We start from the raw sequence: 26,481 nt of genomic DNA on the forward strand, positions 1-26,481 counted from the left end.
ATTCATCGGAGAGAGCCACCACCTCAGGCAAGCGCCGCCGAGGCTGTCATTCTACCGGTGTTGCGGGAATGTCGGTGTCGTCGGCGGAGAGGCACCTATCGGGGCACTTTCCTCGCGGTTTTCCGCCGAGGGCCGTAGCAACGAGAACACCGACCGGCTCCTGCGCCGATACTTCCCGCGCGGCATCGATGTGTCGAACTATAGCCAAGCCAAACTCAGCGCAGTCTCTCGGCAACTCAACGAACGACCCAGAAAGACCTCGCAATATAAAACCCCAGCCGAGAATTTTGAAGGCTGTTTTGCGGCGATCCGTTGAATCCACAGACCGGAAGTCAGCGAAATCGATTTCCACCTCCCGTAACGCAAAATCAATCATTGCGGCCCATGAGGCGGTCAATCGGCGCAAAATCGTCGGTCAAAACCTGGCCATGTCGGTCCGCCATAGCAAGAGATCGTAGACCGATCTAACCCTGCCCGCCCCGCCTGGTCGTCCCGTGGCGGGACTTTTCTTGATCCATTCTTGATCGAGGAGGCGAAACCACTTTCACGATACGTTCTTGGTGCGTTTGTGGTTTCAGCGTCGGTTTAAAGTATTGATATGTATGAAAGTCGGTAGGATTCAAAATCCCCCGGTAGCAATACCGTGCGAGTTCGAGTCTCGCCTTGGGCACCAACCTCCCGAATTGAATGACGTAGTGGCGGCTGCACGCGAATCAGGCGCGTCGCGTCTTGTGCCTTTGAGATTGTTGAATGCTTGGAAACGTTTCGTCCCGAATCTGCGGATTGACCCACTATCAGAATAAGTCTGTGTGACTGAATTTTGCCATAATTTGCCGGATACGTGGCCTGCCGGGCTGAACGCGTTTTTGAAACAATATCGGACCGGCTTGAGTGAAACGACGTCTGAAAATGCATCTCACAAGGTCGTTATCACTGGGTTCATGCCAATTTGATGCAAGTTTCGAGAAACAATGCCGAATCGAGATTGTGGCGAAGCCATGGTAAATGCGGCGAATTTTGGGGCGTGCGAACATTTCTTCGGCACTTTTCGGCCCAAATTCCCCTTGGGGGTTCGAGAGGGCTGGCGTAGAAAGAATGCAGCCCAACTGGGGGGTGATGTTGCTAGGTCTGGGGGCGACCGCACGTAATCGGCGCGTGACATGTCTCGTGTGCAAAAGTGTGATCGCTGTGTAGTTGGTTGGATAACTGACATTTCGATGGGACGTCGGGATCCGAAAGAGGCCCGTTCGGTCATGGGCTACGCTGTCATTCTCCTTGCAATTCGGTTGCGACGGTCGTCCCGCGTGGTCGCATCGCCAACTTTGGGAATTTGAGTTTAGCACTTCGGGGTACATGCCGACCCCGTGTCTAGTGGGAGAAGAACATGGCGACGAACAGGGTTGAAGGCGATAACAGCGACAACCGTATCGATGCGACATTTGCTGCCGATCCGGAAGGTGAGGCCATTGATGCGGGCAATGGTCCGGGTGGCACGAACAACGACGTCGTCGATGGTTTTGGCGGATCGGACACCATCCTTTCGGGGGAGGGCGATGATTCTGTTTTCGCAGGCTCCGGCAGTGACTCGGTCGAGGGCGGTGCGGGGAATGACCTTTTGGTCGGGGACAGCAGCGATCCCGGTGGCGGGCGCGAAGTGTTTCAATGGGACCTCGCACCCGACACGAACGACGCCAATCCGATCGAGATGGGCGATCCGATCAGCGGTTTTGTGCAGGATACCGGCAGCGTAGACGTGACGTTTTCCGTGTTGCAGGCCACTGGACCGGTGAACACCACCTTTGCCGACAACCCTCAGAATGTGGACGGCGTCGAGACCGGTGGCACTCCGGCGGATGCCAACAGCTCGCTGGCGGCGTCCTTGCCGAGTGCGGGTGAGACCGACCTCAAGCTGGAGTTTTCGGCCCCCGTCAATGATGTGTCGTTCCAGATCAATGATCTCGATTGCACTGAAAACATTCAGATATTTGCCTTTGATGGCGATGACAACCTGATCCCGGTCACGCTGACCGGTGGCATGGATATCTCAGTGCTGAGCGGCGAAGAGGCGGATGGCAGCGGCTCCGGCACGGATGCCGGTGCGGCCAACGCGCTTTCCGTGAGCATCGTAGGGCCGGTCGCGCAGGTTGTCGTCCGCTACACGGATGCGGACGGCAGCGGCGATGGTATCAACCTGACGGATGTGTATTTCAACCCGCTCGGCGGTGTCGTTGATGGCGGAGCGCCGGGTGACGATACGCTGATCGGCGAAGACGGCGACGACACCCTGCTGGGTGAGGGCGGCAATGACGTTCTGACTGGCGGTGCCGGGGCTGACTCGATCGTCGGTGGCGCAGATGAAGACACCATCATCGGCGGCACTGCGGGCGACGTGGTTGATGGCGGCAGCACCGGCGTAGACAATGACACGCTTGACCTGAGTGGCTCGGGCCCGCTGCGCGTGGCCGAGGAAACCGACGATCCCGACGGCAACTCCACCTCGGGGCGGATCGAGTTCATCGACAGTGATGGCACGGTCTCGGGCGAGATGACCTTTGCCGAGATCGAGAACCTGATCCCCTGCTTCACGCCCGGCACGCTGATTGCCACGCCGCGCGGGGAAAAGCTGGTGGAAGACCTGCAGCTTGGCGACCGGGTGATCACCCGCGACAATGGCTTGCAGGAAATCCGCTGGATCGGGCATCGCGCGCTTGGCATGCAGGATCTGCAGAATGCGCCGCATCTCAAGCCGGTTCTGATCCGGGCCGGGGCGCTTGGTCATGGCCTGCCTGAGCGCGATATGCTGGTCAGCCCGCAGCACCGTCTGTTGCTCAATTCCGAGCGCGCCGCGCTCTATTTCGAGGAGCGCGAGGTTCTTGCCGCGGCCAAGCACCTGACCGGCATGGAGGGCGTCGATCAGGTCGAGGCGAGTGGCACGACCTACATTCACTTCATGTTCAACCAGCACGAGGTGGTGTTGTCGAACGGGGCCTGGACCGAAAGCTTCCAGCCCGGGGAGCAGGTGCTGGATGGCATGGGGGCCGAACAGCGTGACGAGATTTTCGACCTCTTCCCGGAACTGCGAGAGGCACAAGGCGTCAAAGCCTATCAGGCGGCGCGCCGGTCCCTCAAAAAGCACGAGGCACGTCTGCTCGTGGAATAATAACCCTTTGCAGCCGGTCGGCCCTCCATAGTGGCCGGCCAAAGAAATCGGTTGCGGGGGCTTACCCGGTTTCGAGTGGGAACAATCCCGGCCATGTGCCGGGATTGTTTCTTTTTGGGAAACAAAAAGTCTGGCGCGCGCGTGTGCTCAGCTCTTGAAGTGTTTGGAAAGCTTCAGGCCCTGACCCTGATAGTTGGACGCGATTCCTGCCCCGTAGAGCTGATCGGGAACCTGATCCATCTTCTCATAGACAAGCCGTCCGACGATCTGGCCATGTTCGAGCACGAACGGGGCCTCGTGGCAGCGCACTTCGAGCACGCCGCGCGATCCGGCCCCGCCCGCCGTCGCATGACCGAAACCGGGATCGAAAAAGCCTGCGTAATGGACGCGGAACTCGCCCACCATGGCGACGTAGGGGGCCATCTCGGCGGCGTATTGGGGCGGGATATGTACCGCCTCGCGGCTGACGAGGATGTAAAAGGCACCGGGATCGAGAATGATGTGGCCGTTTTCGGCATGCACCTCTTCCCAGTAGTCGGCGGGTGCATAATGTCCGATCCGGTCAAGATCGATCACGCCGGCATGCGGTTTGGCCCGGTATCCCACGAGTGTGCCGGTCGCCGGCCGCAGATCGACTGAAAAGCCGAGACCCTCGTCGATCACGGCGCTGTCTCCATCGACGAGCGGTGTGGTGGAGTGCAGCGCACGCAACGCGTCGTCACAGAGCACTGCCTGACCTGCGCGAAACCGGATCTGGTTGAGGCGCATGCCGGGGCGGACGAGCACGGAGAAGGAGCGCGGGCAGATTTCCGCGTAAAGCGGCCCGGCATAGCCGGGGGCCACGCGGTCGAACTCTACTCCGCCATCTGTGATGACCCGGGTCAGAAGGTCGAGCCGCCCGGTGGAGGATTTGGCGTTGGCCACGGCCTGCACGCCTTCGGGCAAGGCGAGATGTTCCATCAGCGGGACGACATAAACGCATCCCTTTTCCAGAACCGCCCCCGGTTCAAGGTCGATGCGGTGCATCTCGAATTCACCGATCCGGTCGGCGACGGTGCGGCCGGTGCCGGTCAGGAAGGATGCACGCACGCGGTAGGCAACGGGCCCAAGACGCAGATCGAGGCTGGCCGGTTGGATCTGTTCAGGCAGGATATCGGATGAGGCCGAGAGTATGCCTGCGGCGATCATGTCCCTGATCTGCTGGCTTGAAACAACCCCGGTCATCGCCATCACCCTCTCGTCCTGCCCCGCATCCGTGTTGCGGTGCCCGAGGGGCCGAGGCGGGCGGGATCGTCGGTAAATTTGGTCGGGCTAGCAGGACTCGAACCTGCGACCTTCCGTCCCCCAGACGGACGCGCTACCAGGCTGCGCCATAGCCCGACGATGCGCCGTTCATACTGGTTTTCCGGGTAGGGACAAGGGGGAAATCCCAATTTTTAATCCTTGCCCGCGCCGTTAGTGCCTTTTGACGTCCCGCTTCTGCGCAGGCGGGTTGCCAAGCCGGCAAGTTCGGCAGCTAAATCGCTGGACACCGGTCGTTTGAGCGTTGCGAGAGACGCCAGGGCACCGGCCGGAGAGGGTGTGCTGTCCGACGGATCGTCAGGCAGGGCGGGCAGCGGCGCGAGAGTGGCCGGTGGCTCGTCCGCGCTGTCCTGGGGGGCGGACGCGTTCCCGGACGCCGTGAAGAGGTTTTCCGATTCTGCCGACGGTCGCGGTTCAGACCCTTGTTCATTCCCGTATATCGGGGGCGGTTCGGGCGATGTCGTGTCGTCTGCGAACATGTTGGGCATCGGGTCATCGGCACCCTGCGCGGCATCGGCGTCCGCAGGCTCAGACGCGTCGTCGGTAGTTGCCTCAGCCGCGGCGACGTCCTCCTCATCGGCCTGGTTATCAGAGGGCGCATGCTCTTCGGGTTTCGTCTCCGGCTGCTGAGGCTCATCTGCGGTGATCCCAAGCGTGTCCTTGGCGCTCGCGCTTTCTGTCGGACGCTCGAACGAGAGGACCTGCGCGGGCGGCTGCGGCTCAGGGGTCGCGGCGATATCGAGCGCCTGATCGCTGGACTCACCGCCCAGCCCTCGCGACAATGCCGCCACGTGCTGCACCCCCTCTTCGCGCAGGATTTTTTGCACGCCTTTGATGGTCATGCCCTCGTCATGCAGAAGTATCTTGATGCCGCCCAGAAGCCGCATGTCGGCAGGGCGGTAATAGCGTCGCCCGCCTGCGCGTTTCACGGGTTTGACCTGCGTGAACTTGCTCTCCCAGAACCGCAGCACATGCGCCGGAACCTCCAGCCATTCGGCAACCTCACTTATGGTTCGAAAGGCGTCGGCGGATTTTGCCATATTGGGCGGTGTCCTTAGCTCTTGTTGCCGGCTGCGACCCGGTCTTTCATCAGATGCGACGGTCGGAAGGTCAGCACGCGGCGTGGGTTGATCGGAACCTCTTCGCCGGTCTTTGGGTTGCGGCCCACACGGGCAGTCTTGTCGCGGGCCGAAAAGGTGCCGAACGACGAAATCTTTACCTGTTCTCCCTCGACGAGCGCATCGGACATGTGGTCCAGAACGCTCTCGACCATTTGGGCTGCGTCATTTCGCGACAGCCCCACTTCGCGAAAAATCGCTTCGCTCAAATCCATTCTTGTAAGTGTCTTATGTCCCATTACATCCCCGCTGTTTTTCGCGATACTTTGCGGGAAGGTAATTTCCGAGTCAATGTCAACGACTTAGCCCTTGCCCTTGAAGTGCGGTTTTTTGCGCGTTTTTCCGGAATCCAAGGGCTGCAACGCGGCATGTGCGGTCAAAACATGGGTAAATGGGGCGGGCACGGCATATGTCAGACCGGACGCAGCATGACCAGCACGCCGATCGACGTCTCCGAGACGATCAATAGCTTTCCGGCGTTGCTCACCCATGCGCTTCTGCTCTGCTTGGCAAGCCGTCGCAGAATGGGCCGGGCGAAACAGCTCAGAGCGTGGCCGGGATCACCATCGCAGGACCACGGCACCCCAGGCCAGGCCGCCGCCGATCGCTTCTGAGAGTACAAGGTCGCCGGGTTTGACCCGGCCTTCGGCGACGCCAACCGACATGGCTAGCGGAATCGACGCGGCAGAGGTGTTGCCGTGATCCTGCACGGTGACGATCACGCGGTCCATCGGCAGGCCCATCTTCTTGGCGGTGCCCTGGATGATGCGGATATTGGCCTGGTGCGGCACGATCCAATCGACATCGGGGCCGCTCAGCCCGACCTTGGCGAGGGCCGTCTCGGCGGTTGAGGTGAGTTTCTCGACGGCCTGACGGAAGAGCGGGTTGCCCTGCATCCGCAGCTTGCCCGCAGTGCCGGTGGATGAGACCCCGCCATCGACATAGAGCATGTCACGGTAGCGCCCGTCGGAATTGAGGTCCGAGGACAGGATGCCGCGGTCCGCGTTGGTGCCATCGCCATCCCGCGCACCGAGGATCAGGGCGCCCGCACCGTCGCCGAAGAGCACGCAAGTGGAGCGGTCGGTCCAGTCCATGATGCGGCTGAAGGTTTCCGCACCGATGACCAGAAGCCGGTTCGCCTGTCCGGTCATAATGAGTGCGTTGGCGGTGGTCAGAGCGTAGATGAATCCGGCGCAGACCGCCTGCACGTCAAAGCCGAAGCCGCGCGTCATGCCCAAGTCCTTCTGCACCATCGTGGCGACGGAGGGAAAGGTCAGGTCTGGGGTGGAGGTGGCGACCACGACACCGTCGATGTCCTCAGCCGTCAGTCCGGCCTGTGCCAATGCGGCTTTTGCTGCGCGAAGGGCGAGGTCCGATGTTGTCTGGCCTTCGGCGGCGAAGCGCCGACGCTCGATGCCAGACCGGGTGCGAATCCATTCGTCCGAAGTATCGAGGGTCTTTTCGAATTCGGAATTGGTAACGATGCGGTCCGGCAGGTAATGACCGATCCCCTCGATGACGGCGCGGCGGGTCATTGGGCCTCCTCATCCGGGGTGTTCTCGGCGCTGCCGCCCTGATCAAGGAGCGCAGCAGAGGCCACGCGCGCGGCGAGTCTTTCGGTGAAATGTGATTGCGCCAGCTCAAAGGCCAGCTTGATCGCCGAACTTACGCCGGTCGCGTCGGCCGATCCGTGCGACTTGACGACGGTACCGTTTAGGCCAAGGAACACACCGCCATTGGCGCGGCGCGGATCGACCCGTTTCTTCATGCGGCGCAGCGACGTGTAGGCCAGCACCGACGCAAGGCGGGAGAGCGGCGAATAGGCGAACGCCTCGCGCAGCAGATCGCCGACCAGTTTGGCGGTGCCTTCGCCGGTCTTGAGCGCCACGTTGCCGGTGAAGCCGTCTGTTACGATCACGTCGCAGACGGTGCCGGGCAGGTCGCGCCCCTCGACGAAACCCACGAATTCGAAATCCGCGGTGCGGGCGTTGGCAGCGATGAGATCATAGGCTTCGCGCAGTTCGGCACGGCCCTTGTGTTCTTCGGTGCCGACGTTGAGCAGGCCGATGCGCGGCCGCTCCAGCCCGAAGCCGTTGCGCGCGTAGGACGCCCCCATCAGCGCGTATTGCATGAGATCCTTCGCGTCGGCGCGAATATCCGCGCCACCATCAAGCATGATGTTGTGTTCTTGCGGGTTCTGCGACGGCCACATGACGGCGATGGCCGGGCGGTAGATGCCGGGCAGTTTGCGCAGGCGCAGCACTGACATCAGCATCAGCGCTCCGGTATTGCCGCAGGACACGCAGACCGTGGCCTCGCCGTTGCGCACCGATTCGAGGGCGGACCACATCGAGGTTTCGCGTCCGTGCCGCACGACGCTGCTCGGCTTGTCATCCATGGTGACGACGTCCGGCGCGTGGCGAACTTCACAACGCGACTCCAACCCCTTGCGCTTGGCAACAAGACGCTTGAGTTCATCGCCCGGGCCATGGACGATGAAGCCGATTTCGCGGTTTTTCTGTGCAGAATGGGCAATACCCGCGACAACTGCCGCGGGCCCCTGATCGCCGCCCATGGCGTCAACCGAGATGATTGTACGGGCAGGGCCCGTCCTCGTCTGGTCTGTCCGAGCGGTCATTCGGCATATCGCCTTCGAGTGCTTAAGCCGCGTCGTCTTCCAAGTCGATCTCGTCAACGAGGCTCACGACTTCGCGATCAGCGTAGTGGCCGCAGGCGGCACAGACGTGATGCGGGCGCTTCAGCTCGCCGCAATTGGGGCATTCATTCGGGTTGCCCGCAACCAGCGAGTCATGCGCGCGGCGGTTGTTGCGGCGCGATTTCGATACTTTGTTCTGTTGGACAGCCATGTCACAACCTCAATTCCTGTGGGCCAGATGGCCCGGTTTCACGGGTGTACGCGGCTCTTAATCCGTAGTGAGCCGCCGGTTCAACCCTCAATTCCGATGAGAGCGCGAAAATACAGAGATTTGTTGCCGGGGCAAGCGATTCTTGACGCGTTGCGGCGCGGCCGTCTTCACTCTTCCCCCTTGAGTTGATCGCGCAGTGTCTTGAGGCCGGCAAAGGGCTTGGTATCCTCGTCGGTCAGTGGTTCCGCGCCCTCGGCGGTTGCGGTCATCTGGCCCAGTTCCGCGCCATCGCTGCGGGGCCAGGGCGGAAGCGCAAGGCTGAGCGCCTCGATCATCACCCGGCGCAGATCGATCTCTTGTCCCAAGGGTTCGAGCGTGTCGTCCTCGGGCATCTCCATCTCTTCTCCCGGGGCGAGATCCGGCGGTTCGGCGTCGGGGGAGAATCGGCGTGTGACGGATTCTTCGATGCGGGTCGTGACGGGGTCGAGCGTCACGACGCATCGCTGCACGACCGTGGCCCCCAAGGCGGCCGTGAGGAGCCAATCGGTGCGGCCCTCTGGCGAAATGCGCCCGCTGAGGCGCAGTTTGCGCAGGTCGAGAAGTCCGAGATCCTCTGCGATCTGCTTGCGCGTGGCAGCATCCGGTGTGATCTCGAACGGCATCTCGTCCTTGCCGCGCAGATGCGCGACGCGGATCACTTCGGGATTTTGCGTCTCATCGGGCATGTTTCCCTCTGCTTCCTTTCTTGAACCTGCAGGCCACCTTGATGTAAGCGGGATAAAAGCCGCGCGCGGCCATGACAAGAGGGCAGACATGACAGGTACCACATCCCGACTACTTCGCGGCCTTGTGCTGTGTGGTGTGCTGACCGTTGCGGCCTGTAGCGCCACCTACAAGAACCACGGCTATGTGCCGCCCGCAGATGACCTTCAGAACCTTATCGTCGGTGTGGATACACGCGCCACGGTGGATGATGTGGTGGGACCGCCGTCGCTGTCGGGAATGTCGGACGAGGGTGACTACTACTATGTCCGCTCACGCAAGCGCACCTGGGGCATGTTCCGCCCGCAGGTGGTCGAACGGACCGTGCTGGCGATTTCCTTCAACGATGATAACACCATCGCCAACATCGAGACGTTTGGGCTTGAGGACGGCAAGGTCGTGCCGCTGACGCGCCGTGTGACCGACAGCTCGGTCGTCGATAATGGCTTCTTGCGGCAGATGCTCGGTAACCTTGGGAACATCAATCCCTTCGCGAACGACACCGAATTCGGCAGCTAGCGTCGTCATGCGTCTGTCATGGCTTGTATGCTAGCGGGGCCTTGGCTAGGCTCACGCTGGCATGTGAAGAGGCTGCAATGACAGGCGAGAGGCGGTATCTGGCGCGGCGCGGCGTCGGCGACGAGGATATCCGGCGGGCACAAGCCCTGCGGGCGGTCGCATTCCTCGGTCAGGACAGTGGGCTTGATGTCGATCCCTTCGATGATATCTGTGATCACATATTGGTCGAGGAGAGCACGACGGGTCGGCTAGTCTGCTGTTTTCGTATTATGACCCTCTACGACGGCTGTGAGATCGCGCAGAGCTATTCGGCGCAGTTCTACGAATTGTCTGCCCTTGAGGAGTTTGACGGCAAGATGGCCGAGATGGGCCGGTTCTGCATCGCACCCGGCCTGAACGACCCCGATATCTTGCGCGTTGCGTGGTCTGCGATGACCCGGTTCGTGGATGAGCAGGGCATCGGGATGCTGTTTGGCTGTTCGTCGTTCAAGGGTGTGGACGCGGGCGATTATCTCGACGCTTTTGCCGTGCTGCGCGAGCGGCATCTGGCCCCGCATCGCTGGTGGCCGCGCGTCAAGGCACCAAGCGTCTTTCGATTCGCGCAACGCCTCAAGAGGCACAAACCCGATCTGAAATTGGCGATGCGTCACATGCCGCCGTTGTTGCGCACCTATCTGATGATGGGGGGCTGGGTGAGCGATCACGCGGTGATCGACCGCAACCTTGGCACGCTGCATGTCTTTACCGGGGTCGAGATCGGGGCCATTCCCGATACGCGAAAGCGGCTATTGCGGGCGATGGCTGGCTGAGGGTGCTTGACCGCGCCGGGGCGGCGGGATAGCCCGCGCTCATGGCACGTGCACCGCTTCTCCAACTCAACGATATTTCCCTCACCTTCGGGGGCGAGCCGACTTTTGACGCGCTATCGCTCGTCGTGCAGCCGGGTGACCGGGTGGCGCTGGTGGGGCGCAACGGATCCGGCAAATCGACGCTGATGAAGATCTTGGCCGGGCTGGTGGAACCGGACCGTGGCGAGCGCATCGTGACGCCCGGGACATCCGTGGGCTACATGGAGCAAGAGCCCGAAATGAAGGGCTTTGCCACCTTGGGTGAGTTCGCGATGAGCGAGTTGGACGCGGGCGAGATGTACCGCGTGGAGATGGCCGCCGAGGGGCTGAAATTCGATCCTGACCGCCCCGTAGAGACCGCCTCGGGCGGGGAGCGGCGGCGCGCGGCATTGGCCAAGCTGATGGCTGAGGCGCCCGAATTGATGCTGCTCGACGAGCCGACCAACCACCTTGATATCGAGGCAATCGGATGGCTGGAGACGCAGCTGCGCGAGACGCGCAAAGGGTATGTGCTGATCAGCCACGATCGCGCCTTTCTACGTGAGCTTAGCCGTGCAACCCTCTGGATTGATAGGGGAATGGTGCGCAGGCAGGAGCGCGGTTTTGAGGGATTTGAGGCCTGGCGCGACAAGGTCTGGGAGGAAGAGGACCAACAGCGCCACAAGCTCAACCGCAAGATCAAGGCCGAGGCCCGGTGGGCTGTCGAAGGCATCAGCGCGCGGCGCAAGCGCAACCAAGGCCGGGTGCGGGCGTTGCAGGAGTTGCGGGCAGAGCGCAGCAGTCAGATCCGCCGTCAGGGCACAGCGGCGATGGCGCTCGATTCGGGCCCGTCCTCGGGACGCAAGGTGATAGAAGCTAATGGAATTTCAAAGTGTTACGACGATAAGCTCATCTTGAGTGAGTTCAGCATCAAAATCCTGCGCGGGGATCGCGTGGCCTTTGTCGGGCCCAACGGCGTGGGCAAGACGACGCTTCTAAAAATGCTGATGGGCGAGGTCGCGCCGGATACCGGACGTGTGACCCACGGCACTAACCTGCTGCCCGCCGTTTTCGATCAGGCGCGCGCGCAGCTTGCGCCTGAAATGAGCCTGTGGGAGAGCCTGACCGGCGATATCGACATGCGCGTCTCGGGGCAGGCGGATCAGGTGCTGGTGCGCGGACAGCCGCGTCACGTGGTGGGCTATCTCAAGGATTTCCTGTTTGACGAACGGCAGGCGCGTGCGCCGGTCAAGTCCCTGTCAGGCGGGGAAAAAGCGCGGCTGTTACTGGCCAAGTTGATGGCGCGCGAGAGCAATCTGCTGGTGCTCGACGAGCCGACCAACGATCTCGATATCGAGACGCTGGACCTGTTGCAGGAACTGCTCGACGACTACGATGGCACGGTTCTGCTGGTCAGCCACGACCGGGATTTCCTGGACCGCGTGGCAAGCACGACCATCGCGATGGAGGGCGACGGGCACGCTACTACCTATGCTGGCGGCTGGAGCGACTACCGCGCGCAGCGGGGCCGGGATGAGGCCGCGCCGATGGAAAGAAAACTTGATAAAACAGAAGGTAAGGCGGCAAAGTCAAAGCAGGACAAGTCCTCGAAATTGAGCTTTACCGACAAGCATCGGCTGGAGGAACTGCCGGGGGTGATCGCGCGGCTGGAGGCCGAGATCGCCAAGCTGGAAGGGCTGCTTGCCGACGCCGATCTATTTACCCGAGAGCCGGTCAAGTTCAAGAAGGCGACCGAGGCCCTGAGCGCGCGGCAGGCGGCTCTGGCGCAGGCCGAGGAGGAGTGGCTGATGCTGGCGGAAAAGGCCGAGGCTGAGGGCTGATTTCACCTGTAAGTCGCGGAGTTGCGCGGCTATGCTCGCCCCTATGAGTGGATCGGATCGCAGCATGAGGGATCGTGTCAGGCTCTTGTACGAGGGCCGCTCAAAACGTGCCACGCGGTTTCGCTATGCGCTTTTGATTTTCGATGCAGTCTCGATCGTCTTTTTCCTCGCCACCGCGACCATGCCGCTCGGCGCGGGGTTGATTGCGGCGGATGCGGGGATTGCTGTGATCATCCTTGCGGATCTTGCCTGCCGGTTGTGGATCGCCGAGAACCGTCTGAGGCATTTGCGGCAAGTCTATGTGATCATTGATGTTCTGGTTCTGGCCTCGCTCGTTGCCGCGCCGTTTCTCGGGCAGGGTTGGGCGGCGCTGCGGTTGTTGCGGGCGCTGCGGCTGGTGCATTCGTATCACCTGCTCAAGGACCTGCGGCGTGATGTGCGGGTCTTTCGATTGCACGAGGATGCGATTGTCGCGGCGGTCAATCTGCTGGTGTTCATCTTTGCGATGACGGCGCTGGTTCTGGTGCTGCGCGGCGGGCAGGAGCCGGGGCTAAACACTTATGTCGACGCACTTTATTTCACGGTGACGACGCTGACCACGACCGGCTATGGCGACATTCTGATGACCACCGGCACCGGGCGATTGCTGGCCGTGGGCATCATGGTGGTCGGGGTCGGGCTGTTCCTGCGATTGGCGCGGGCGATCTTTCTGCCGGCCAAGGTGCGGCAGAAATGCGAGGGCTGCGGGTTGCTCAGGCATGACCCGGATGCGATCCATTGCAAGCATTGTGGGCGTGAAATCAAGATCGAGACCGAAGGCTCTGATTAGAGGGCTGTATCGCGTCGGTATTCTGTCGGTGTGTTTCGACGGCGCGCGGTGCGCGCGGTCCGGTTCACTTTCCTTAGACCTTTCGGGGTCTGATCCTCATCAAGCGGGCAAGAGGCCTGAACCGATGCGGGATCAAGGAGAGTGGCACGATGATACTGGATTTCTTCCGGCAGGGTCATGAGGCGGAGGCGCAGGCCGTTCCTGAGCAGAAGGCGAGCGCCGCGGGACGCGTCGTCGCCTGGGGCGGGGCCGGTCGCGTGGCGTGGAGCCCGCGTGACGTGGTGAGCCTTGCGCGGACCGGCTTTGCGGGCAATCCGGTGGGGTTTCGCTGTGTCAAGATGATCGCCGAGGCCGCCGCCGCCCTGCCGCTGGTCATGCAGGATGCCGAGCAACGCTTTGCGATGCACCCCGTGCTGAGCCTGATCAAGATGCCGAACCCGGCGCAAGGCCGCGCGGAACTGTTCGAGGCGCTCTATGGCCAGCTGTTGCTGACCGGCAATGGCTATGTCGAGGCCGTGGGCGCGGGTGGCGTGCCGGTGGAGTTGCACGTGCTGCGCTCGGACCGGATGAGCGTGGTGCCGGGCGCGGATGGCTGGCCGGTGGGCTATGAATATGCCGTGGCAGGGCGCAAGCATCGGTTCGATGTCTCCGAAGGCGCCCCCTGCATCTGCCATATCAAGAGCTTTCATCCGCAGGACGATCACTACGGGCTGTCGCCGTTGCAGGCGGCGGCGCAGGCGGCGGATGTGCATAATGCCGCGAGCCGCTGGTCGAAGGCGCTCTTGGATAATGCGGCACGGCCGTCGGGGGCGATTGTCTACAAGGGGGCCGAGGGGCATGGGGCGCTCGGCTCGGATCAGTATGACCGGTTGGTCGCCGAGATGGAGGTGCATCATCAGGGCGCGCGTAATGCGGGCCGCCCGATGTTGCTGGAAGGCGGGCTTGACTGGAAGCCGATGGGCTTCAGCCCGTCGGACATGGAATTTCAGAAGACCAAGGAGAGTGCGGCGCGCGAAATTGCGTTGGCCTTCGGCGTGCCGCCGATGTTGCTGGGCATTCCCGGCGACGCGACATTCGCCAATTACCAGGAGGCGAACCGGGCGTTCTACCGGCTGACGGTGTTGCCGCTGAGGTGTTGCGCAAGGTAGTGGTGGAGGCCCCGGTGTGGACCTACCCGGCGGCTGCGAGGGTAGCCGATGGACCGGATGCGGGTAAGCGGATCGAGGTGGCGCAGGTTTCGGCCAGTTTCGGGCCGGGGCGGTTTGCGGGGTTGGAGCTGTGATTTAGGGGGCCGGATTGGAGGCAGGTTTGGGCTGTTGCTACCATTGCCATTTCAGGGACAAGCCGCGCGGTGCCCGACCGCGGGTGGGCGTTGCAACCTCAGTGGGGTGCGCTTTATGGCAGCAAAATACTGCAACGATTGCGCGGGTTTGTGACCTTGCAAAAGCGCCCGCCCGGGGTGCGGTCGGGCGCTGCGCGGCGGCGCGTTCCGCGCCTTGATTCCGCGCATTGGGGTTGAACTTCAACGGCAGCAACAGGCCATAACCGGCCCGCCCCTGCCACCTTTAATCCTGGGCCCGGCAGCAAGGCCCTAGCGCCCCCGGATGCGCGGATCGAGCGCGTCGCGCAGGCCGTCGCCCATGTAGTTGATCGACAGCACCGTGAGCGAGATCGCGAGGCCGGGCCAGAACACCCGCTCGGGGTAGTCCTGCAGATATTGCGTCGCATCGTTCAGGAGCCGCCCCCAAGTCGGGAAATCGGGCGGAAAGCCGAGGCCCAGGAACGACAGTGCGCTTTCGGTGATGATCGCATTGGCGATGCCAAGCGTGGCCGAGACCATGATCGGCGACATCACGTTGGGCAGGATATGCCGGGTGATGAGATTGAAATTGGTGGTCCCGATGGAGCGGGCGGCGAGGATGAATTCGCGCTCCTTCAGGGCCAGAACATCGCCGCGCACGATCCGCGCCGTGGGCATCCAGCTGGTGACGCCGATGGCCACCACGATCAGGATGAAGATGCCCATTTCCGGACCGAACATGCCGTTCAGCGCCTCGCGGAACAGAAGCACCATCACCAGTAGCAGCGGCAGCAGCGGCAGCGACAGGAAGAGGTCGGTAAAGCGCATGAGCGGCCCGTCGAGGCGGCGGAAGAACCCGGCCAGAACGCCGATCAGCGAACCCAGCACCAGCGCCAGCAGCATCGCCGTCAGCCCCACGGCGATGGAGGTGCGCCCGCCTTCCAGCATCCGCGCCAGCGTATCGCGGCCCAGCTGGTCGGTGCCGAAGGGATGCGCGAGAGTGGGCCCCTGATTGCGCGAGCGGATGTCGATATAGGTGGCGTCATAGGGCCAGATATAGGGCCCGAGAAAGACCGCGAGGATGATGAACAACAAAACCAGCCCGCCGGCGAGCGCGCCGCGGTGGCTTTTGAACTGGTCCCAGACATCGCGCCAATGGCTGCGCGGCGGGGCGGTCGGGCCCTCATCCGCGAGGGCGGTGATCGGTTTGGGGGTGTCAGTCATAGCGGATCCTCGGGTCGAGCACGCCATAGAGCACGTCTGCGACGATATTGAAGAACACGATGAGCACCGCGATCATGAAGGTCACGGTCTGCACCATCGGCAGGTCATTGGCCTGAATGGCGGTGATCAGAAGCTGGCCAAGGCCGTTCACCTTGAAGATCTGCTCGGTGATGATCGCGCCGCCGAAGATGTAAGGAACCCCGAGCGCGATCACCGTGACCACCGGGATCATCGAGTTGCGCAGCACATGCACCATGACGACCGCCCATTCCGACAACCCCTTGGCGCGGGCGGTGCGCACATAATCCTGGTTGAGATTGTCGAGCATCGAGGCGCGCATGAAGCGGCTGATCTGCGCCGTGGTCTGCAAGGCCAGCACCATCACCGGCATGACCATCTGCAGGATCTGTTTCTTGAAGGTCTCCCAGTCGACGACCTCCAGCGTGGTATCGTAGATCGAGGGCAGCCAGCCGAGCTGCACCGAGAAGATCACGATCACCAGCACGCCCGAGAAGAACGGCGGCACCGAGTAGCCCACCATGGTGATGAACGTGCCCGCCTGATCGAAGAGCGAATATTGCCGGTAGGCGGAATAGATGCCGATGGGCAGGGCAATCAGGATGCCCACCACATAGGACATCGCCACCACCCACAGGGTCTGCGGCATGCGCTGCACGATCACGTCCATGACCGGCGAGCGGAACTGCCAGCTGAGCACGCGCTGCTGGCCTTCGGCCAGGGCCGTGCCGAAGATATGGTCGAAGAGCAGCATCGGCTCGACCACGAAGAACTGGTACATCCATTTGAAAAAGCGCACATGGGTCGGCTCGCCCAGGCCCAGTGCCTCGCGCATGCGTTCCTTGACCTCGGGCGGCACGGTCAGCGGCACCTGTGCCATCGGGTCGCCGGGGGCGAGTTCGAGCAGCAGGAAGATCACGAGGCTGATGAATAGCAGCGTGGGGATCGAGAGCACGAGCCGTCGGATCGTAAAAGTCAGCATGTGCGGCGCCTCTGCGGGGTATTCAATGAAAAGAGGGGCCGGGCATGCGCCCGGCCCTTATCCGGCGCGGGCCGGATCACTCCTTGATGCGGTACCAGTCAGCCGCGTTCCACAGCTCGGTATCCCACACGTTCAGCACCACGCCGCCCAGGGTGTTGGACTTGGCCGAGACCCGGCCACGGTGAACGAGGGGAATGATCACGTTGGCGTCTCTGGTGATCATGTTGTTGAGCTTGATGGCGATCTCGGCCCGCTCGTTCAGGTCCGCCGTGCGGCCCAGCTCCTTGACCAGTTCGTCATATTCCGGGTCGCAGAAGCGGTTGATGTTCTCGCCCTGCCACTGGCTCTCGGGGCGCGGGGCCTTGCCGCATGTGCGCGAGGCGAGATAGTTCTGCGGGTCGGTGCCGTCGAAGAGGTTGGCGTACATCTCCACATCGGCATAGAACTTCTGGAAGGTGTCCGGGCTACCCGGATCGCCGCCGAAGAACACCGAGGCCGAGATGTTGCGCAGTTCGGTCTCGACGCCGATCTCCGACCACCACTGCTTGATCAGCGCCTGAAAATCCTGGCGCACGGCATTGGTCGAGGTCTGGAACAGCAGCGAGAGTTCCACGCCGTCCTTGTCGCGCACGCCGTCACCGTCGCTGTCGGTCCAGCCGGCCTCGTCGAGCAGCGCCTTGGCCCCTTCGATATCCTGCGTCAGGCATTCGGTATTGTCGGAGGCGTAGATATCCGGGCCGGGGACCCAGTTGCAGGTCGGCTTGCCCGCCTTGCCATAGCCGATCTCGGTCAGCAAAACGCGGTCGATCGCCATGGAGAGCGCCTGACGCACTGCCGGGTCGGTGAGGAACGGGTGCGGATGCGCCGCCGTGGCGCGTTCGCCCTCGGGCAGGTCGGGCGATGGATCGGTCAGGTTGACCTCGATCCGCTCGACCAGCGTGCCGAAGGCGGCAAGCGCCTCGCCCTGGCCTGCCTCTTCCATGTTGGCGATCACGTCGGGCGCAAGCTGCAGGTTCCAGGCGTAGTCGAATTCGCCGGTTTCCAGCACCGCGCGGCCTGCCGCCGTGGCATCGCCGCCGCCCTTGAAGGTCATGGTGGCAAAGGCGGGCTTCTCGGGGTCGCGATACTCGGGATTGGCCGAGAGCGAGATCACGTCATTGGGGCGGAACTCGTCCACCTTGAACGGTCCGGTGCCGATGGGGGCAAAGTTTTCCTCGGCGCATTCCGAGGCCCGTGCTCCGGTGCATTCGGCATATTGCGCGGCCTGGATGATCGGGGATTGTCCGCCCATGAAGGGGCCGTAGGGGTTGGGTTGGGCGTCGGCGAAATTGACCTTCACGGTCAGGTCGTCGATCACCTCGACCGACTCCACGCCCTCGAACTTGGCAAGCTGCGCGCAGCCGCCCTCGGGGTTCATGCAGTAATCGGCGGTGAATTTCACGTCCGTGGCGGTGAAGGCCGTGCCGTCGGACCATGTCAGCCCCGGCTTGATCTTCCAGGTGATCGACTTGAGGTCCTCGGCGACGCCGCCGTTCTCGACGGTTGGGATTTCCTCGACGAGATACGGAACCATCTCGCCTTTCTCGTTGTAGCGCCCGAGCGGTTCGATCACGAGGCTCGCCGCCTCGATCTCCTTGGTGCCGCCGGACAGGTAGGGGTTCATGATCGACGGCGCCTGCCAGTAGATCACGTTGACATGGCCGTCGGCACCGCGTTCGGCATGGGCCGCAAGGCCAAGGCACGACGCAGCGGTTGCCCCGAGAAGCAGGGATTTCAGGGTCATGGGGTTTACTTCCTCCGGTGTTGGACAGCTCTGGTTCGGCCATCTCGTTTTCGGTTTTGCCGACTTTTGCCGGGCTTGGCGTGGCGGAAAAGAGGACGGGGGCACACGCTTGTACCCGCACCGCATCCCCGCCGGTTCGTGCATCACAGACCGGATTCGGGCAAAAAGCAAGGGGCGCATTCTGCGATTTCCGCAATCTGACGTGATCGAATGTACATGGTTTGACACTGAACCCAGAAAGTGAGTAGCGTTTCGGCATTGCCCCTCATGGATGAGAAAAGGCCGCGCCGCATGCTGGACACCCCGATTGCCCGGATCGAGAATCTTCGGGTCACCTTCGAGACCAAGGATGGCCCGGTGGTGGGGGTCGAGGATGTGTCCTTTGAGGTCAATCCCGGCGAGACCGTCTGCATCGTGGGCGAATCGGGATCGGGCAAGTCGGTATCGTCGCTGTCGCTGATGCGGCTCATCGAATATGGCGGCGGGACCATCGCGGGCGGGCGGATGCTATTTGATCGCCGCGAGGGGGGCGAGGTCGATCTTGTGCAGACCGAACAGGGGCTGATGCGCACGATCCGGGGCAATGAGATCGGGATGATCTTTCAGGAGCCTATGACCGCGCTCAACCCTGTGTTCACCGTGGGGCGGCAGCTGTCCGAGGGGCTGCGCGTGCATCGCGGTATGGACAAGCGGCAGGCCCGTGCGCGGGCGCTGGAGCTTTTGAAGGAGGTGCGCATCCCCGAGCCGGAGCGCCGTCTCGATCAATATCCGCATGAATTGTCTGGCGGGATGCGGCAGCGGGTGGTGATCGCCATGGCGCTGGCCTGCAAGCCGCGCCTGCTGATCGCGGACGAGCCGACGACGGCGCTTGATGTGACCATTCAGGCCGAGATCCTGGCGCTGATGGACCGCTTGAAGCGCGACACCGGGACGGCGGTGATCTTTATCACGCATGATATGGCGGTGGTGGCGCAGATGGCCGACCGGGTGGTCGTGATGTTCCGCGGCAACAAGGTCGAGGAGGGCACCGTCGAGCAGATCTTCGAGGCGCCGAGCCATGATTATACCAAGGCGCTGCTGGCCGCCGTGCCGAAGCTGGGCGAGATGCGCGGCAAAGCCTATCCCGAACCGATGAAGCTGGTGGGCGCGGATGCGCAGGATATCAAGCCGATCGAGGGCAGTGACGAGGAGCTGTTGCACGTCAAGGGCCTGACCACGCGGTTCGCCGTGAAGGGCGGGTTCTTTCGCCGGACGGTGGCGAATGTGCATGCGGTCGAGGATCTGTCCTTTTCGCTCGCCAAGGGCCGCACGCTGAGCCTTGTGGGCGAGAGCGGGTGCGGGAAATCCACCGCCGGGCGGTCGATCCTGCGGCTGGTGGAGCCGATGGCGGGCGAGGTGGTGCTGGATGGCACCGATATCATCGCGCTCGATCCCGGTGATCTGCGAAAGGCCCGTGTCGATATGCAGATGGTCTTTCAGGACCCGTTCGCGAGCCTCAATCCGCAGATGAAGCTGGCCGATCAGGTGGCCGAGCCGATGCGCAATTATGGCCTTGTGAGCCGGTCGGAAATGGATGACCGGGTGGCGATGCTGTTTGATCGGGTGGAATTGCCGCGCTCGTTTTTGCGGCGGTTTCCGCATGAGTTGTCGGGTGGGCAGCGGCAGCGGGTTGCGATTGCCCGCGCACTGGCCCTGAACCCCAAGCTGATCGTGGCCGACGAGGCGGTGAGCGCGCTTGACGTGAGCGTGCAGGCGCAGGTGCTGAATCTGATGATGGAATTGCAGGCCGAACTGGGGCTGAGCTATCTCTTCATCAGCCATGACATGGCGGTGGTCGAGCGGGTGAGCCATGATGTCGGCGTCATGTATCTGGGCCGGATCGTCGAGCGGGGGCCGCGCGCCGCCGTCTTCGAAAACCCGCAGCACCCCTATACGCAGGCGTTGATGAAGGCCGTGCCGGTCGCCGATCCGCGCCGCCGGAAATCCGAGAAGGACCTGAATTTCAAGCCGATCCCGTCGCCGATCCATCCGGTCGGATACGAGCCGGGGCCGTCGGAATACAAAGAGGTGGACCCGGGCCATTTCGTGCTGACCTCGGATAGCGGCTATTGATCATGACCCAGAGACTTTCGCCGGTCGAGCTGATGACGACGCTCGTGAGCTTTCCAACCGTGAGCCGTGACAGCAATCTGCCGCTAGTGGATTGGGTCGAGGACTATCTGCGCGAGCATGGCATCACCGCGCATCGCCATTATGACGAGACCGGCGAGAAGGCCGCGCTGTTCGCCCATGTCGGACCGGAGGTCGAGGGCGGTGTGGTCCTGTCGGGGCATACCGACGTGGTGCCGGTGGATGGCCAGCCGTGGACCAGCGATCCGTTTACCGTGGAGGAGCGAGACGGCAAGTATTTCGGGCGCGGTTGCGTTGACATGAAGGGTTTTGACGCGCTTGCCATCTGGGCACTGGTCGAGGCGCATCATGCGGGCGTCGCGCGGCCTCTGCAACTGGCGCTGAGCTATGACGAGGAGGTGGGCTGCGTCGGTGCGCCGCCGATGATCGAGCGGATGCTGGAGGTCTTGCCACGCGCGGAGCTTGCGATCATCGGAGAGCCGTCGACCCTGCAGGCCGTCACCGGCCACAAGGGGGGGCTGGGCTATGACGTGCATGTGGTGGGCTTCGAGGTGCATAGCTCGATCATGCATCGCGGGGTCAACGCGATCATGGCTGCCGCGCCGCTGATCGACTGGGCCAATCAGCAGAACGCCGAAAACCGGGCGCGCACGCCGTCAGAGCTTGGGTCAATGTTCGAGCCGCCCTGGACAACGCTGCATGTCGGCCAGATCTCGGGCGGTACGGCGCATAACATCACCGCCAAGGACTGCCGTTTCGGCATGGATTTCCGCGTCGTGCCGGGTGAGGACCCCGAGGAGTGGGGCGCGCGGTTCGAGGCGCGGGTCGCAGAGGCCGAGGCTGAGATGCAGGCGGTGCATCCCGACACGCGGATCGAGCTGCGCCGCAAGTTCCGGGTGCCGGGGTTGCAGCCGGAAGAGGGCGGCGCGGCGGAGGGGCTGGCGCGGCAGATCACCGGTGACAATGGCCGCCACGTGGTCAGCTACGGCACCGAGGCGGGGCAGTTTCAGGAACGCGGTTATTCGGCGGTGATCTGCGGGCCGGGCGATATCGCGCAGGCGCATCAGCCGGACGAGTTCATCACCGTGGCGCAGTTCGAGGCCGGGCATGATTTCATGCGGCGGCTGGTCGAGAAATTGCGGGGCTGAGGCCTGCCCCGGTCGATGCGCGAATGGCCCGGAAATCCCGGGACCGATCCGCCGCATCAAACGCGTTATTTGATGAAGCTGCCATCGCGCAACTCTCGCATGGCCTGACGCAATTCATCTTGTGTGTTCATAACGATCGGGCCATGCCATGCCACCGGCTCTTGCAGCGGCGCGCCCGAGATCAGCAGAAAGCGCACGCCATCCTCGCCCGCCTGCACGGTGACCTCGTCGCCGGTGCCGAAGCGCACCAGCGTGCGGTCGCCGGACGGGTCGCGCAGATGGAGCTCCTGTCCCGCCACCTCTTTTTCCAGCAGCACGCCGGTTGGCCGCGAGGCATCGGCAAAGGCCCCGGACCCGGCGAAGACATAGGCAAAGCTGCGCCGGTAGGTGTCGACGCGAAAGGTTTTCCGCACCCCCGGCGGCACTGAGATATCGAGATATTGCGGGTCGGCGGCAATGCCGTCCACCGGGCCGCGCCTGCCCCAGAATTCGCCTACGATCACCCGCACGCGGGTGCCGTCATCGTCGATGATCTCGGGGATATCGGAGGACGTCACATCCTGATAGCGCGGTGCGGTCATCTTGAGCGGGGCGGGCAGGTTGGCCCAAAGCTGAAAGCCGTGCATCTGCCCGGCGGCGTTGCCGCGTGGCATTTCCTGATGCAGGATGCCCGACCCGGCGGTCATCCATTGCACATCGCCCGCGCCCAAAGTGCCCGTGTTGCCGAGGCTGTCGCCATGGGCCACCGCGCCTTCGAGGACATAGGTGATCGTCTCGATGCCGCGATGCGGGTGCCACGGAAAGCCCTTGGCATAGCGCGCCGGATCATCGTTGCGGAAATCGTCGAAGAGCAGGAACGGATCAAGTTCGGACGGGTCGTGAAAGCCGAAGGCACGGTGCAGGTGCACGCCTGCGCCCTCCATCGTGGGCTGCGCGGGGCGGGTTTCGAGAACGGGTCTGATCGACATGGGTGTCTCCTTTCAGACCCTTAGATAAGCATGCGTGCCGCGCGGGGGCAGGGGGCGGTCTGTTAGCAAGCAAAGGGTCGCTGTGCGTTTTTGACGATCCCCCTCGCCAAGCCGGGGCAGGCGGGGTAAACGCGCGGGGCAAAGGGAGACGCGCGATGATTGACGATGAAGACGTGCAGGTGGTGCTGACCGCTTCGGCGGGGCGCCGGGTGATCGGCGTGGGGTCCGTGGCGGGGCTGGGCCTGATCCTGCTCTATCTCGCGCTGGTGCAATCCCCGAGCCTGGGCTGGCAGGTCTTCATGGTGGGGTTCGGCACCGGGGCGCTGTGGCTGGCGCAGCGCATGTGGCAAGCGACCACGTTGCGACTGGTGCTGTCGCCTGCGGGCCTGACATGCAGCGACGGGCGCGTCGTGGCGGAAATGGACGAGATTATCGGGGTGGACCGGGGGGCGTTCGCCTTCAAGCCCTCGAACGGCTTCATGCTCAAGCTCAGCCGCAAGGGTCCGTTTGCTTGGGAGCCGGGAATCTGGTGGCGGATCGGGCGGCGCGTGGGGGTGGGGGGCGTGACGCCCGGCACCCCGGCCAAGGTCATGGCCGAGATGATTCAGGAACGCATCACGCAGCGCGGGGCCGATTGATCGGGGGCTGGCCTAGCTGGTCGTGTTGCTGGTGTTGCAGACGTCGATGTGGCACAGCTGCGGTGCGAACCGCAGCGTCATGAACATCCGCGCCTCGATCGGAAATTCACGGAACACACCGCCGAGCGTGACGGACGGCCGGTAAGGCGACAGGCTTTCGACGAGGATCATTTCCTGACCGTTGAGCATGGCCGGAAAGAAGTCATCGGCATCCTGGACCATCGCCTGAGTCATTTCCTGGAACGCCCCGTCACCGCGGAGTTCCGACCAGCGCAATTCGAAGAAATCCACATTGTTGTCAGGGTCGAGGTGACGGCGGACGACGGTGATCCGCAACTGGCCGATGTCGGAGCGCGTCAGGTCGTCGAAAAGCGTTTTCGCGTTGTCGACATAGGTGTCGTCAATCGGCGTGCCGTTGTTCTGCTCGCGCGAAAGGATGTCGGCGATCGTGTAGGTCGCTTTCTCGGTCAGGCTTTGCTGGCGGAAGGCGCCATAGGCCTCGTAGGAAAAGAACAGGCCGATCGTCAGGAACGGGGCCATGATCACGGTTTCGAGGGCGGCGGTGCCGCGTTCGTCCGACCAGAATGATCCGAACAGTCGCTTCAAAAGGGAAGGTTTCATATCAAATCGGCTCCTGCACAAAGGCACTGGTGGCAACGATAAGCGCCTCGCCATTGGGATCCTTGAACACCGCGCGGCCCAGCCATTGCGACGGGTAAATCGGTGTATACTTGGCGCAGGCGCGCAGCATCATAAGCTGGTTTTCCCCGCCGGGTGTAAATTCACGCAACGGCTTGGATTCATCGGCGGCATCGGTGCAATCCGGAGACGGATCAAGCTGGGTAAAGTTGCGCAGGTCGGTCGGGACCATTTCGAGGCGCAGCTTGTTCGCGCAATCGGGGATGATCAGCGAATTGTCGCAGATGATATCCTTGATGTCGTCATGTTGCGGCGCACTGCCTGTGCCGAGGCGGATTTCGCGGACCGCGATGTCGAGACCGCGTTCCAGCATGGTCGCGCGCAGCGTCACGAAACCCAGTTCGATCGAAAAGAACATGAACGAGAAGAAGAGCGGGGCCACCATCACGAATTCGAGCGAGGCGGTGCCCTTTTCGTCCCGCAGGTATCGGCGTACGCGCCGTGCGAACGACCGTGTCATTGGGTCAGCCTCAACTGCTTGACGTTGACCGCGATGGTGTTGAACACGGTCTTGACGTTGAACTTGGTCGCGTTGAAATGGTGCGAGGTGGTCGAGGCGCAGTCGCGCAGTTTGTTCGCCGCGCTGGCCTGACTGCCCATTTCGAACGCCACCGTGTAGATCGTGATCCCCGCAGCATTGGCGGCGTCGCAGATGTCCTCCATCTGCGCGTCCTTCTTGCCCGGGGTGATCGCTTTGCTCCCGGAGGACCCGAATTCGTTGTAAGGGCCCCAGCTGCCTGTCTTGTTCTTGTAGTATTCGGGCGTCATCAGGCCCCACGCAATATCCCAGTCAATGCGCTCATGCGATATGTAGCCAGGTATGTTGGTAATGTCGCTGTTCTGGAAAATCGCGCCGGTTTCCGTGTTGTAAAAGTCATCATAGTGCGGGCTGTAGAGAAAGAAGGAGGTGGTTTGACCGCCAGATGCGCGATACTTGCAATCGTAACGTGACCAGCTGCAGTATTGCTCGTACTGGCTGCCGTACCAGCGGCGGCTGGTATCGTAACGATCATAAAGGTAGTGAAACTCCTGCTCTTGGTAGGTCACCTCATAGAGGTTGGAGTTTTCGCCACGATACTGAGCCGGTAGCCGGTAGCTATAGTCGTTCTTGCCGTCGCTCATGACCAGCATCACCTTGAGCGTGTCGCCGGTATCATAGGTGGCGGGCATGTTGCTCAGCAGCGGATCAACATCGTGATACGTCACCGTATTTCCGTTTCCGTCGATCTTGGTCTTGGTCACCTGCAAGGCGGTCACGACCGGTGCGAAAGCGGGGTCGAGCAGGGCTGCGCCCCACTTGATGCCCTCGTTGGTGCTGGTACTGCCGGCGGCCTGCAGGGAGTTGATCTTACCCTCGATCACGGATTGCTTGGTGGCGTAGGGCAGGATCTGAAAGAAGTCCTCGGGATAGCAGGTCTGGTTGTAAGTGTCGCCTGACCCCCACGCGAACGAATCGTTGGACAGATCCCCGAACGTGGTGCCGCGCTTGGAGGTGTAGAGCATCTGCTGATAGACTGTGGCCGGGTTCATTGCGGCGCTGTCGTAATCCGCGTCGCTGAACTCGAGGCACCGCGAATATTGATGGGTCGTGCTGACGTTGAGCGCCTCGAAAAGGCTTTTCGGGGGGGACACGGACCAGCTATAGGGCACGATCGAGATAACGGCGTCGCGTTCTTCGGTATTTTCCATAACCGTCTGGACGAATTCGACCGCTGCGGGGCGCAGTGCGGTCATGCGTGAACCCTGCATCGAGCCGGAGTTGTCGAGCACCATGGCGACTTCGAGTTTCGGGATCGTGACCTCGGCGGTGGCACCGGCGGAGGATTGGAGTTGATCCACAGCGGCGAATTTCATCAGGTAGGTGTCGATGATGCGCACAGCGCGGGCGCTGACCTTGGCGGAATTGAGCTTGATGTCGATTTCGTCTTCTTGTTCGGCCAGCAGGTACGCGCCGAGCCCGGCCTTGTCGAAGTAATCCTCGATTACGTCGCGCGCCTGGGCGCTGGTGCTGGCCTGTGCGCCGGCTAGGACTGCGCGGTCGAGCGTGGCCTGGAGGCTGGCACGGGCGGTTTCCTGACGCATCGTATCAAGGGCGATCCCGCCCATGACGAGCATCATGACGAACACGACGAACGAGAAGGCCGTGACGGAGCCATCCTCTTTGTTCAGAAACTTGTGAATGGGCCGCGAGGCGAGCGCGGTCCCATTTTTCAACAGGGCGGTCAGGCCCGGTTTCCTCGGAGCTTGCTCTACACGCATTCTGATCACCTCTTAATGACCTCAAAGGCCCCCGAAACCATAAGCTGGCACACATTATGCACCATTGGTCTCTATCCCAGTTCATTATGGTCGAATTATGGCCGAAA

Annotated in this window: 25 protein-coding genes, 1 tRNA gene and 1 pseudogene; 12 read left to right on the forward strand and 15 right to left on the reverse strand. The window is 62.4% G+C overall.

Features of this window, described 5'->3' with window-relative positions:
- A pseudogene (locus BMX04_RS19645) lies at positions 1 to 316 on the forward strand (hypothetical protein); the annotation flags it as partial.
- Positions 317 to 1,384: 1,068 nt separating this feature from the next.
- The gene (locus tag BMX04_RS09290; protein WP_074785982.1) at positions 1,385 to 3,160 is read left to right on the forward strand and encodes a Hint domain-containing protein; all 1,776 of its coding nucleotides are present in this window, start codon (positions 1,385 to 1,387) and stop codon (positions 3,158 to 3,160) included.
- 147 nt (positions 3,161 to 3,307) lie between these two features.
- Here BMX04_RS09290 and BMX04_RS09295 read toward each other — a convergent pair whose 3' ends face one another.
- The 4 genes from BMX04_RS09295 to ihfA form a co-directional block, all read right to left on the reverse strand.
- Positions 3,308 to 4,384, reverse strand: a complete 1,077-nt coding sequence (locus tag BMX04_RS09295; protein ID WP_074786114.1) for a 2'-deoxycytidine 5'-triphosphate deaminase — start codon at positions 4,382 to 4,384, stop codon at positions 3,308 to 3,310.
- Positions 4,385 to 4,463: 79 nt separating this feature from the next.
- Positions 4,464 to 4,540, reverse strand: a tRNA-Pro gene (locus BMX04_RS09300).
- 56 nt (positions 4,541 to 4,596) lie between these two features.
- The gene (locus BMX04_RS09305) at positions 4,597 to 5,502 is read right to left on the reverse strand and encodes a MerR family transcriptional regulator (RefSeq protein WP_074785983.1); all 906 of its coding nucleotides are present in this window, start codon (positions 5,500 to 5,502) and stop codon (positions 4,597 to 4,599) included.
- A 14-nt stretch (positions 5,503 to 5,516) separates the two neighbouring features.
- Complete coding sequence (gene ihfA / locus BMX04_RS09310) at positions 5,517 to 5,819, reverse strand: integration host factor subunit alpha (RefSeq protein WP_074785984.1); 303 nt, start codon at positions 5,817 to 5,819, stop codon at positions 5,517 to 5,519.
- On the opposite strand from ihfA, the gene BMX04_RS19050 reads away from it, so the two are divergent.
- On the forward strand, positions 5,811 to 6,194 hold the full coding sequence (locus tag BMX04_RS19050; protein ID WP_139194527.1) for a hypothetical protein: 384 nt from the start codon (positions 5,811 to 5,813) through the stop codon (positions 6,192 to 6,194). The genes ihfA and BMX04_RS19050 overlap by 9 nt on opposite strands.
- Here BMX04_RS19050 and BMX04_RS09315 read toward each other — a convergent pair.
- The 4 genes from BMX04_RS09315 to BMX04_RS09330 all read right to left on the reverse strand — a co-directional run bounded on the left by BMX04_RS09315 (position 6,141) and on the right by BMX04_RS09330 (position 9,172).
- The gene (locus BMX04_RS09315; protein WP_074785985.1) at positions 6,141 to 7,115 is read right to left on the reverse strand and encodes a beta-ketoacyl-ACP synthase III; all 975 of its coding nucleotides are present in this window, start codon (positions 7,113 to 7,115) and stop codon (positions 6,141 to 6,143) included. The genes BMX04_RS19050 and BMX04_RS09315 overlap by 54 nt on opposite strands.
- Positions 7,112 to 8,218 (reverse strand): phosphate acyltransferase PlsX, encoded by a 1,107-nt coding sequence (gene plsX, locus BMX04_RS09320; RefSeq protein WP_074785986.1) that lies wholly within the window; start codon positions 8,216 to 8,218, stop codon positions 7,112 to 7,114. The genes BMX04_RS09315 and plsX overlap by 4 nt, the downstream gene beginning before the upstream one ends.
- Positions 8,219 to 8,240: 22 nt before the next feature.
- Positions 8,241 to 8,447, reverse strand: a complete 207-nt coding sequence (gene rpmF, locus BMX04_RS09325) for a 50S ribosomal protein L32 (RefSeq protein ID WP_050661262.1) — start codon at positions 8,445 to 8,447, stop codon at positions 8,241 to 8,243.
- A 167-nt stretch (positions 8,448 to 8,614) separates the two neighbouring features.
- Entirely contained in the window at positions 8,615 to 9,172 is a 558-nt protein-coding gene (locus BMX04_RS09330; RefSeq protein WP_083398144.1) for a YceD family protein, read from the reverse strand.
- 88 nt (positions 9,173 to 9,260) lie between these two features.
- Between BMX04_RS09330 and BMX04_RS09335 the strand changes: the two genes are divergently transcribed.
- The 6 genes from BMX04_RS09335 (at position 9,261) to BMX04_RS19400 (ending at position 14,507) form a co-directional block, all read left to right on the forward strand.
- On the forward strand, positions 9,261 to 9,728 hold the full coding sequence (locus tag BMX04_RS09335) for an outer membrane protein assembly factor BamE (protein ID WP_074785987.1): 468 nt from the start codon (positions 9,261 to 9,263) through the stop codon (positions 9,726 to 9,728).
- Between the two features lie 77 nt (positions 9,729 to 9,805).
- Complete coding sequence (locus BMX04_RS09340; protein ID WP_074785988.1) at positions 9,806 to 10,537, forward strand: GNAT family N-acetyltransferase; 732 nt, start codon at positions 9,806 to 9,808, stop codon at positions 10,535 to 10,537.
- A 41-nt stretch (positions 10,538 to 10,578) separates the two neighbouring features.
- Entirely contained in the window at positions 10,579 to 12,396 is a 1,818-nt protein-coding gene (locus BMX04_RS09345; protein WP_074785989.1) for an ABC-F family ATP-binding cassette domain-containing protein, read from the forward strand.
- A gap of 64 nt (positions 12,397 to 12,460) precedes the next feature.
- The gene (locus BMX04_RS09350) at positions 12,461 to 13,225 is read left to right on the forward strand and encodes a potassium channel family protein (protein WP_074785990.1); all 765 of its coding nucleotides are present in this window, start codon (positions 12,461 to 12,463) and stop codon (positions 13,223 to 13,225) included.
- A 149-nt stretch (positions 13,226 to 13,374) separates the two neighbouring features.
- Positions 13,375 to 14,373 (forward strand): phage portal protein, encoded by a 999-nt coding sequence (locus tag BMX04_RS09355; protein WP_244888513.1) that lies wholly within the window; start codon positions 13,375 to 13,377, stop codon positions 14,371 to 14,373.
- On the forward strand, positions 14,358 to 14,507 hold the full coding sequence (locus BMX04_RS19400) for a hypothetical protein (RefSeq protein WP_175477345.1): 150 nt from the start codon (positions 14,358 to 14,360) through the stop codon (positions 14,505 to 14,507). The genes BMX04_RS09355 and BMX04_RS19400 overlap by 16 nt, the downstream gene beginning before the upstream one ends.
- 309 nt (positions 14,508 to 14,816) lie before the next feature.
- Here BMX04_RS19400 and BMX04_RS09360 read toward each other — a convergent pair whose 3' ends face one another.
- The 3 genes from BMX04_RS09360 to BMX04_RS09370 form a co-directional block, all read right to left on the reverse strand.
- A complete protein-coding gene (locus tag BMX04_RS09360; protein WP_050661244.1) occupies positions 14,817 to 15,749 on the reverse strand; it encodes an ABC transporter permease in 933 nt (310 codons plus the stop codon).
- Entirely contained in the window at positions 15,742 to 16,749 is a 1,008-nt protein-coding gene (locus BMX04_RS09365) for an ABC transporter permease (RefSeq protein WP_074785991.1), read from the reverse strand. The genes BMX04_RS09360 and BMX04_RS09365 overlap by 8 nt, the downstream gene beginning before the upstream one ends.
- Positions 16,750 to 16,825: 76 nt before the next feature.
- Positions 16,826 to 18,532, reverse strand: coding sequence for a peptide ABC transporter substrate-binding protein (locus BMX04_RS09370; RefSeq protein WP_074785992.1), 1,707 nt, complete (start codon positions 18,530 to 18,532; stop codon positions 16,826 to 16,828).
- A gap of 291 nt (positions 18,533 to 18,823) precedes the next feature.
- On the opposite strand from BMX04_RS09370, the gene BMX04_RS09375 reads away from it, so the two are divergent.
- Both BMX04_RS09375 and argE read left to right on the forward strand, forming a co-directional pair.
- The gene (locus tag BMX04_RS09375; RefSeq protein WP_074785993.1) at positions 18,824 to 20,644 is read left to right on the forward strand and encodes an ABC transporter ATP-binding protein; all 1,821 of its coding nucleotides are present in this window, start codon (positions 18,824 to 18,826) and stop codon (positions 20,642 to 20,644) included.
- Positions 20,645 to 20,646: 2 nt separating this feature from the next.
- Positions 20,647 to 21,810 (forward strand): acetylornithine deacetylase, encoded by a 1,164-nt coding sequence (argE, locus tag BMX04_RS09380; protein ID WP_074785994.1) that lies wholly within the window; start codon positions 20,647 to 20,649, stop codon positions 21,808 to 21,810.
- Positions 21,811 to 21,875: 65 nt separating this feature from the next.
- Here the strand turns inward: argE and BMX04_RS09385 are convergent, their stop codons facing one another.
- Positions 21,876 to 22,778, reverse strand: a complete 903-nt coding sequence (locus tag BMX04_RS09385) for a pirin family protein (RefSeq protein ID WP_074785995.1) — start codon at positions 22,776 to 22,778, stop codon at positions 21,876 to 21,878.
- A gap of 155 nt (positions 22,779 to 22,933) precedes the next feature.
- Here BMX04_RS09385 and BMX04_RS09390 point away from each other — a divergent pair, with 155 nt between their 5' ends.
- Entirely contained in the window at positions 22,934 to 23,416 is a 483-nt protein-coding gene (locus tag BMX04_RS09390) for a hypothetical protein (RefSeq protein ID WP_074785996.1), read from the forward strand.
- A 12-nt stretch (positions 23,417 to 23,428) separates the two neighbouring features.
- On the opposite strand, the gene BMX04_RS09395 is transcribed toward BMX04_RS09390, so the two are convergent.
- The 3 genes from BMX04_RS09395 to BMX04_RS09405 are packed head-to-tail and all read right to left on the reverse strand — an operon-like array spanning position 23,429 to position 26,374.
- The gene (locus tag BMX04_RS09395; RefSeq protein WP_074785997.1) at positions 23,429 to 24,037 is read right to left on the reverse strand and encodes a TadE/TadG family type IV pilus assembly protein; all 609 of its coding nucleotides are present in this window, start codon (positions 24,035 to 24,037) and stop codon (positions 23,429 to 23,431) included.
- A 1-nt stretch (position 24,038) separates the two neighbouring features.
- A complete protein-coding gene (locus BMX04_RS09400; protein ID WP_050661237.1) occupies positions 24,039 to 24,575 on the reverse strand; it encodes a TadE/TadG family type IV pilus assembly protein in 537 nt (178 codons plus the stop codon).
- On the reverse strand, positions 24,572 to 26,374 hold the full coding sequence (locus BMX04_RS09405; protein WP_083398146.1) for a Tad domain-containing protein: 1,803 nt from the start codon (positions 26,372 to 26,374) through the stop codon (positions 24,572 to 24,574). Before BMX04_RS09405 ends, BMX04_RS09400 begins: the two co-directional genes overlap by 4 nt.
- Positions 26,375 to 26,481: the final 107 nt, after the last annotated feature.

Source organism: Roseovarius tolerans (assembly GCF_900109855.1).
Classification (GTDB): Bacteria; Pseudomonadota; Alphaproteobacteria; order Rhodobacterales; family Rhodobacteraceae; genus Roseovarius; species Roseovarius tolerans.

Bases quoted from the DNA above. Each gene is read 5' to 3' on its own strand.
- BMX04_RS09290 (WP_074785982.1), top strand. From the start codon at position 1,385: ATGGCGACGAACAGGGTTGAAGGCGATAACAGCGACAACCGTATCGAT.
- BMX04_RS09295 (WP_074786114.1), bottom strand. From the start codon at position 4,384: ATGACCGGGGTTGTTTCAAGCCAGCAGATCAGGGACATGATCGCCGCA.
- BMX04_RS09305 (WP_074785983.1), bottom strand. From the start codon at position 5,502: ATGGCAAAATCCGCCGACGCCTTTCGAACCATAAGTGAGGTTGCCGAA.
- BMX04_RS19050 (WP_139194527.1), top strand. From the start codon at position 5,811: ATGTCCCATTACATCCCCGCTGTTTTTCGCGATACTTTGCGGGAAGGT.
- ihfA (WP_074785984.1), bottom strand. From the start codon at position 5,819: ATGGGACATAAGACACTTACAAGAATGGATTTGAGCGAAGCGATTTTT.
- BMX04_RS09315 (WP_074785985.1), bottom strand. From the start codon at position 7,115: ATGACCCGCCGCGCCGTCATCGAGGGGATCGGTCATTACCTGCCGGAC.
- plsX (WP_074785986.1), bottom strand. From the start codon at position 8,218: ATGACCGCTCGGACAGACCAGACGAGGACGGGCCCTGCCCGTACAATC.
- rpmF (WP_050661262.1), bottom strand. From the start codon at position 8,447: ATGGCTGTCCAACAGAACAAAGTATCGAAATCGCGCCGCAACAACCGC.
- BMX04_RS09330 (WP_083398144.1), bottom strand. From the start codon at position 9,172: ATGCCCGATGAGACGCAAAATCCCGAAGTGATCCGCGTCGCGCATCTG.
- BMX04_RS09335 (WP_074785987.1), top strand. From the start codon at position 9,261: ATGACAGGTACCACATCCCGACTACTTCGCGGCCTTGTGCTGTGTGGT.
- BMX04_RS09340 (WP_074785988.1), top strand. From the start codon at position 9,806: ATGACAGGCGAGAGGCGGTATCTGGCGCGGCGCGGCGTCGGCGACGAG.
- BMX04_RS09345 (WP_074785989.1), top strand. From the start codon at position 10,579: ATGGCACGTGCACCGCTTCTCCAACTCAACGATATTTCCCTCACCTTC.
- BMX04_RS09350 (WP_074785990.1), top strand. From the start codon at position 12,461: ATGAGGGATCGTGTCAGGCTCTTGTACGAGGGCCGCTCAAAACGTGCC.
- BMX04_RS09355 (WP_244888513.1), top strand. From the start codon at position 13,375: ATGATACTGGATTTCTTCCGGCAGGGTCATGAGGCGGAGGCGCAGGCC.
- BMX04_RS09360 (WP_050661244.1), bottom strand. From the start codon at position 15,749: ATGACTGACACCCCCAAACCGATCACCGCCCTCGCGGATGAGGGCCCG.
- BMX04_RS09365 (WP_074785991.1), bottom strand. From the start codon at position 16,749: ATGCTGACTTTTACGATCCGACGGCTCGTGCTCTCGATCCCCACGCTG.
- BMX04_RS09370 (WP_074785992.1), bottom strand. From the start codon at position 18,532: ATGACCCTGAAATCCCTGCTTCTCGGGGCAACCGCTGCGTCGTGCCTT.
- BMX04_RS09375 (WP_074785993.1), top strand. From the start codon at position 18,824: ATGCTGGACACCCCGATTGCCCGGATCGAGAATCTTCGGGTCACCTTC.
- argE (WP_074785994.1), top strand. From the start codon at position 20,647: ATGACCCAGAGACTTTCGCCGGTCGAGCTGATGACGACGCTCGTGAGC.
- BMX04_RS09385 (WP_074785995.1), bottom strand. From the start codon at position 22,778: ATGTCGATCAGACCCGTTCTCGAAACCCGCCCCGCGCAGCCCACGATG.
- BMX04_RS09390 (WP_074785996.1), top strand. From the start codon at position 22,934: ATGATTGACGATGAAGACGTGCAGGTGGTGCTGACCGCTTCGGCGGGG.
- BMX04_RS09395 (WP_074785997.1), bottom strand. From the start codon at position 24,037: ATGAAACCTTCCCTTTTGAAGCGACTGTTCGGATCATTCTGGTCGGAC.
- BMX04_RS09400 (WP_050661237.1), bottom strand. From the start codon at position 24,575: ATGACACGGTCGTTCGCACGGCGCGTACGCCGATACCTGCGGGACGAA.
- BMX04_RS09405 (WP_083398146.1), bottom strand. From the start codon at position 26,374: ATGCGTGTAGAGCAAGCTCCGAGGAAACCGGGCCTGACCGCCCTGTTG.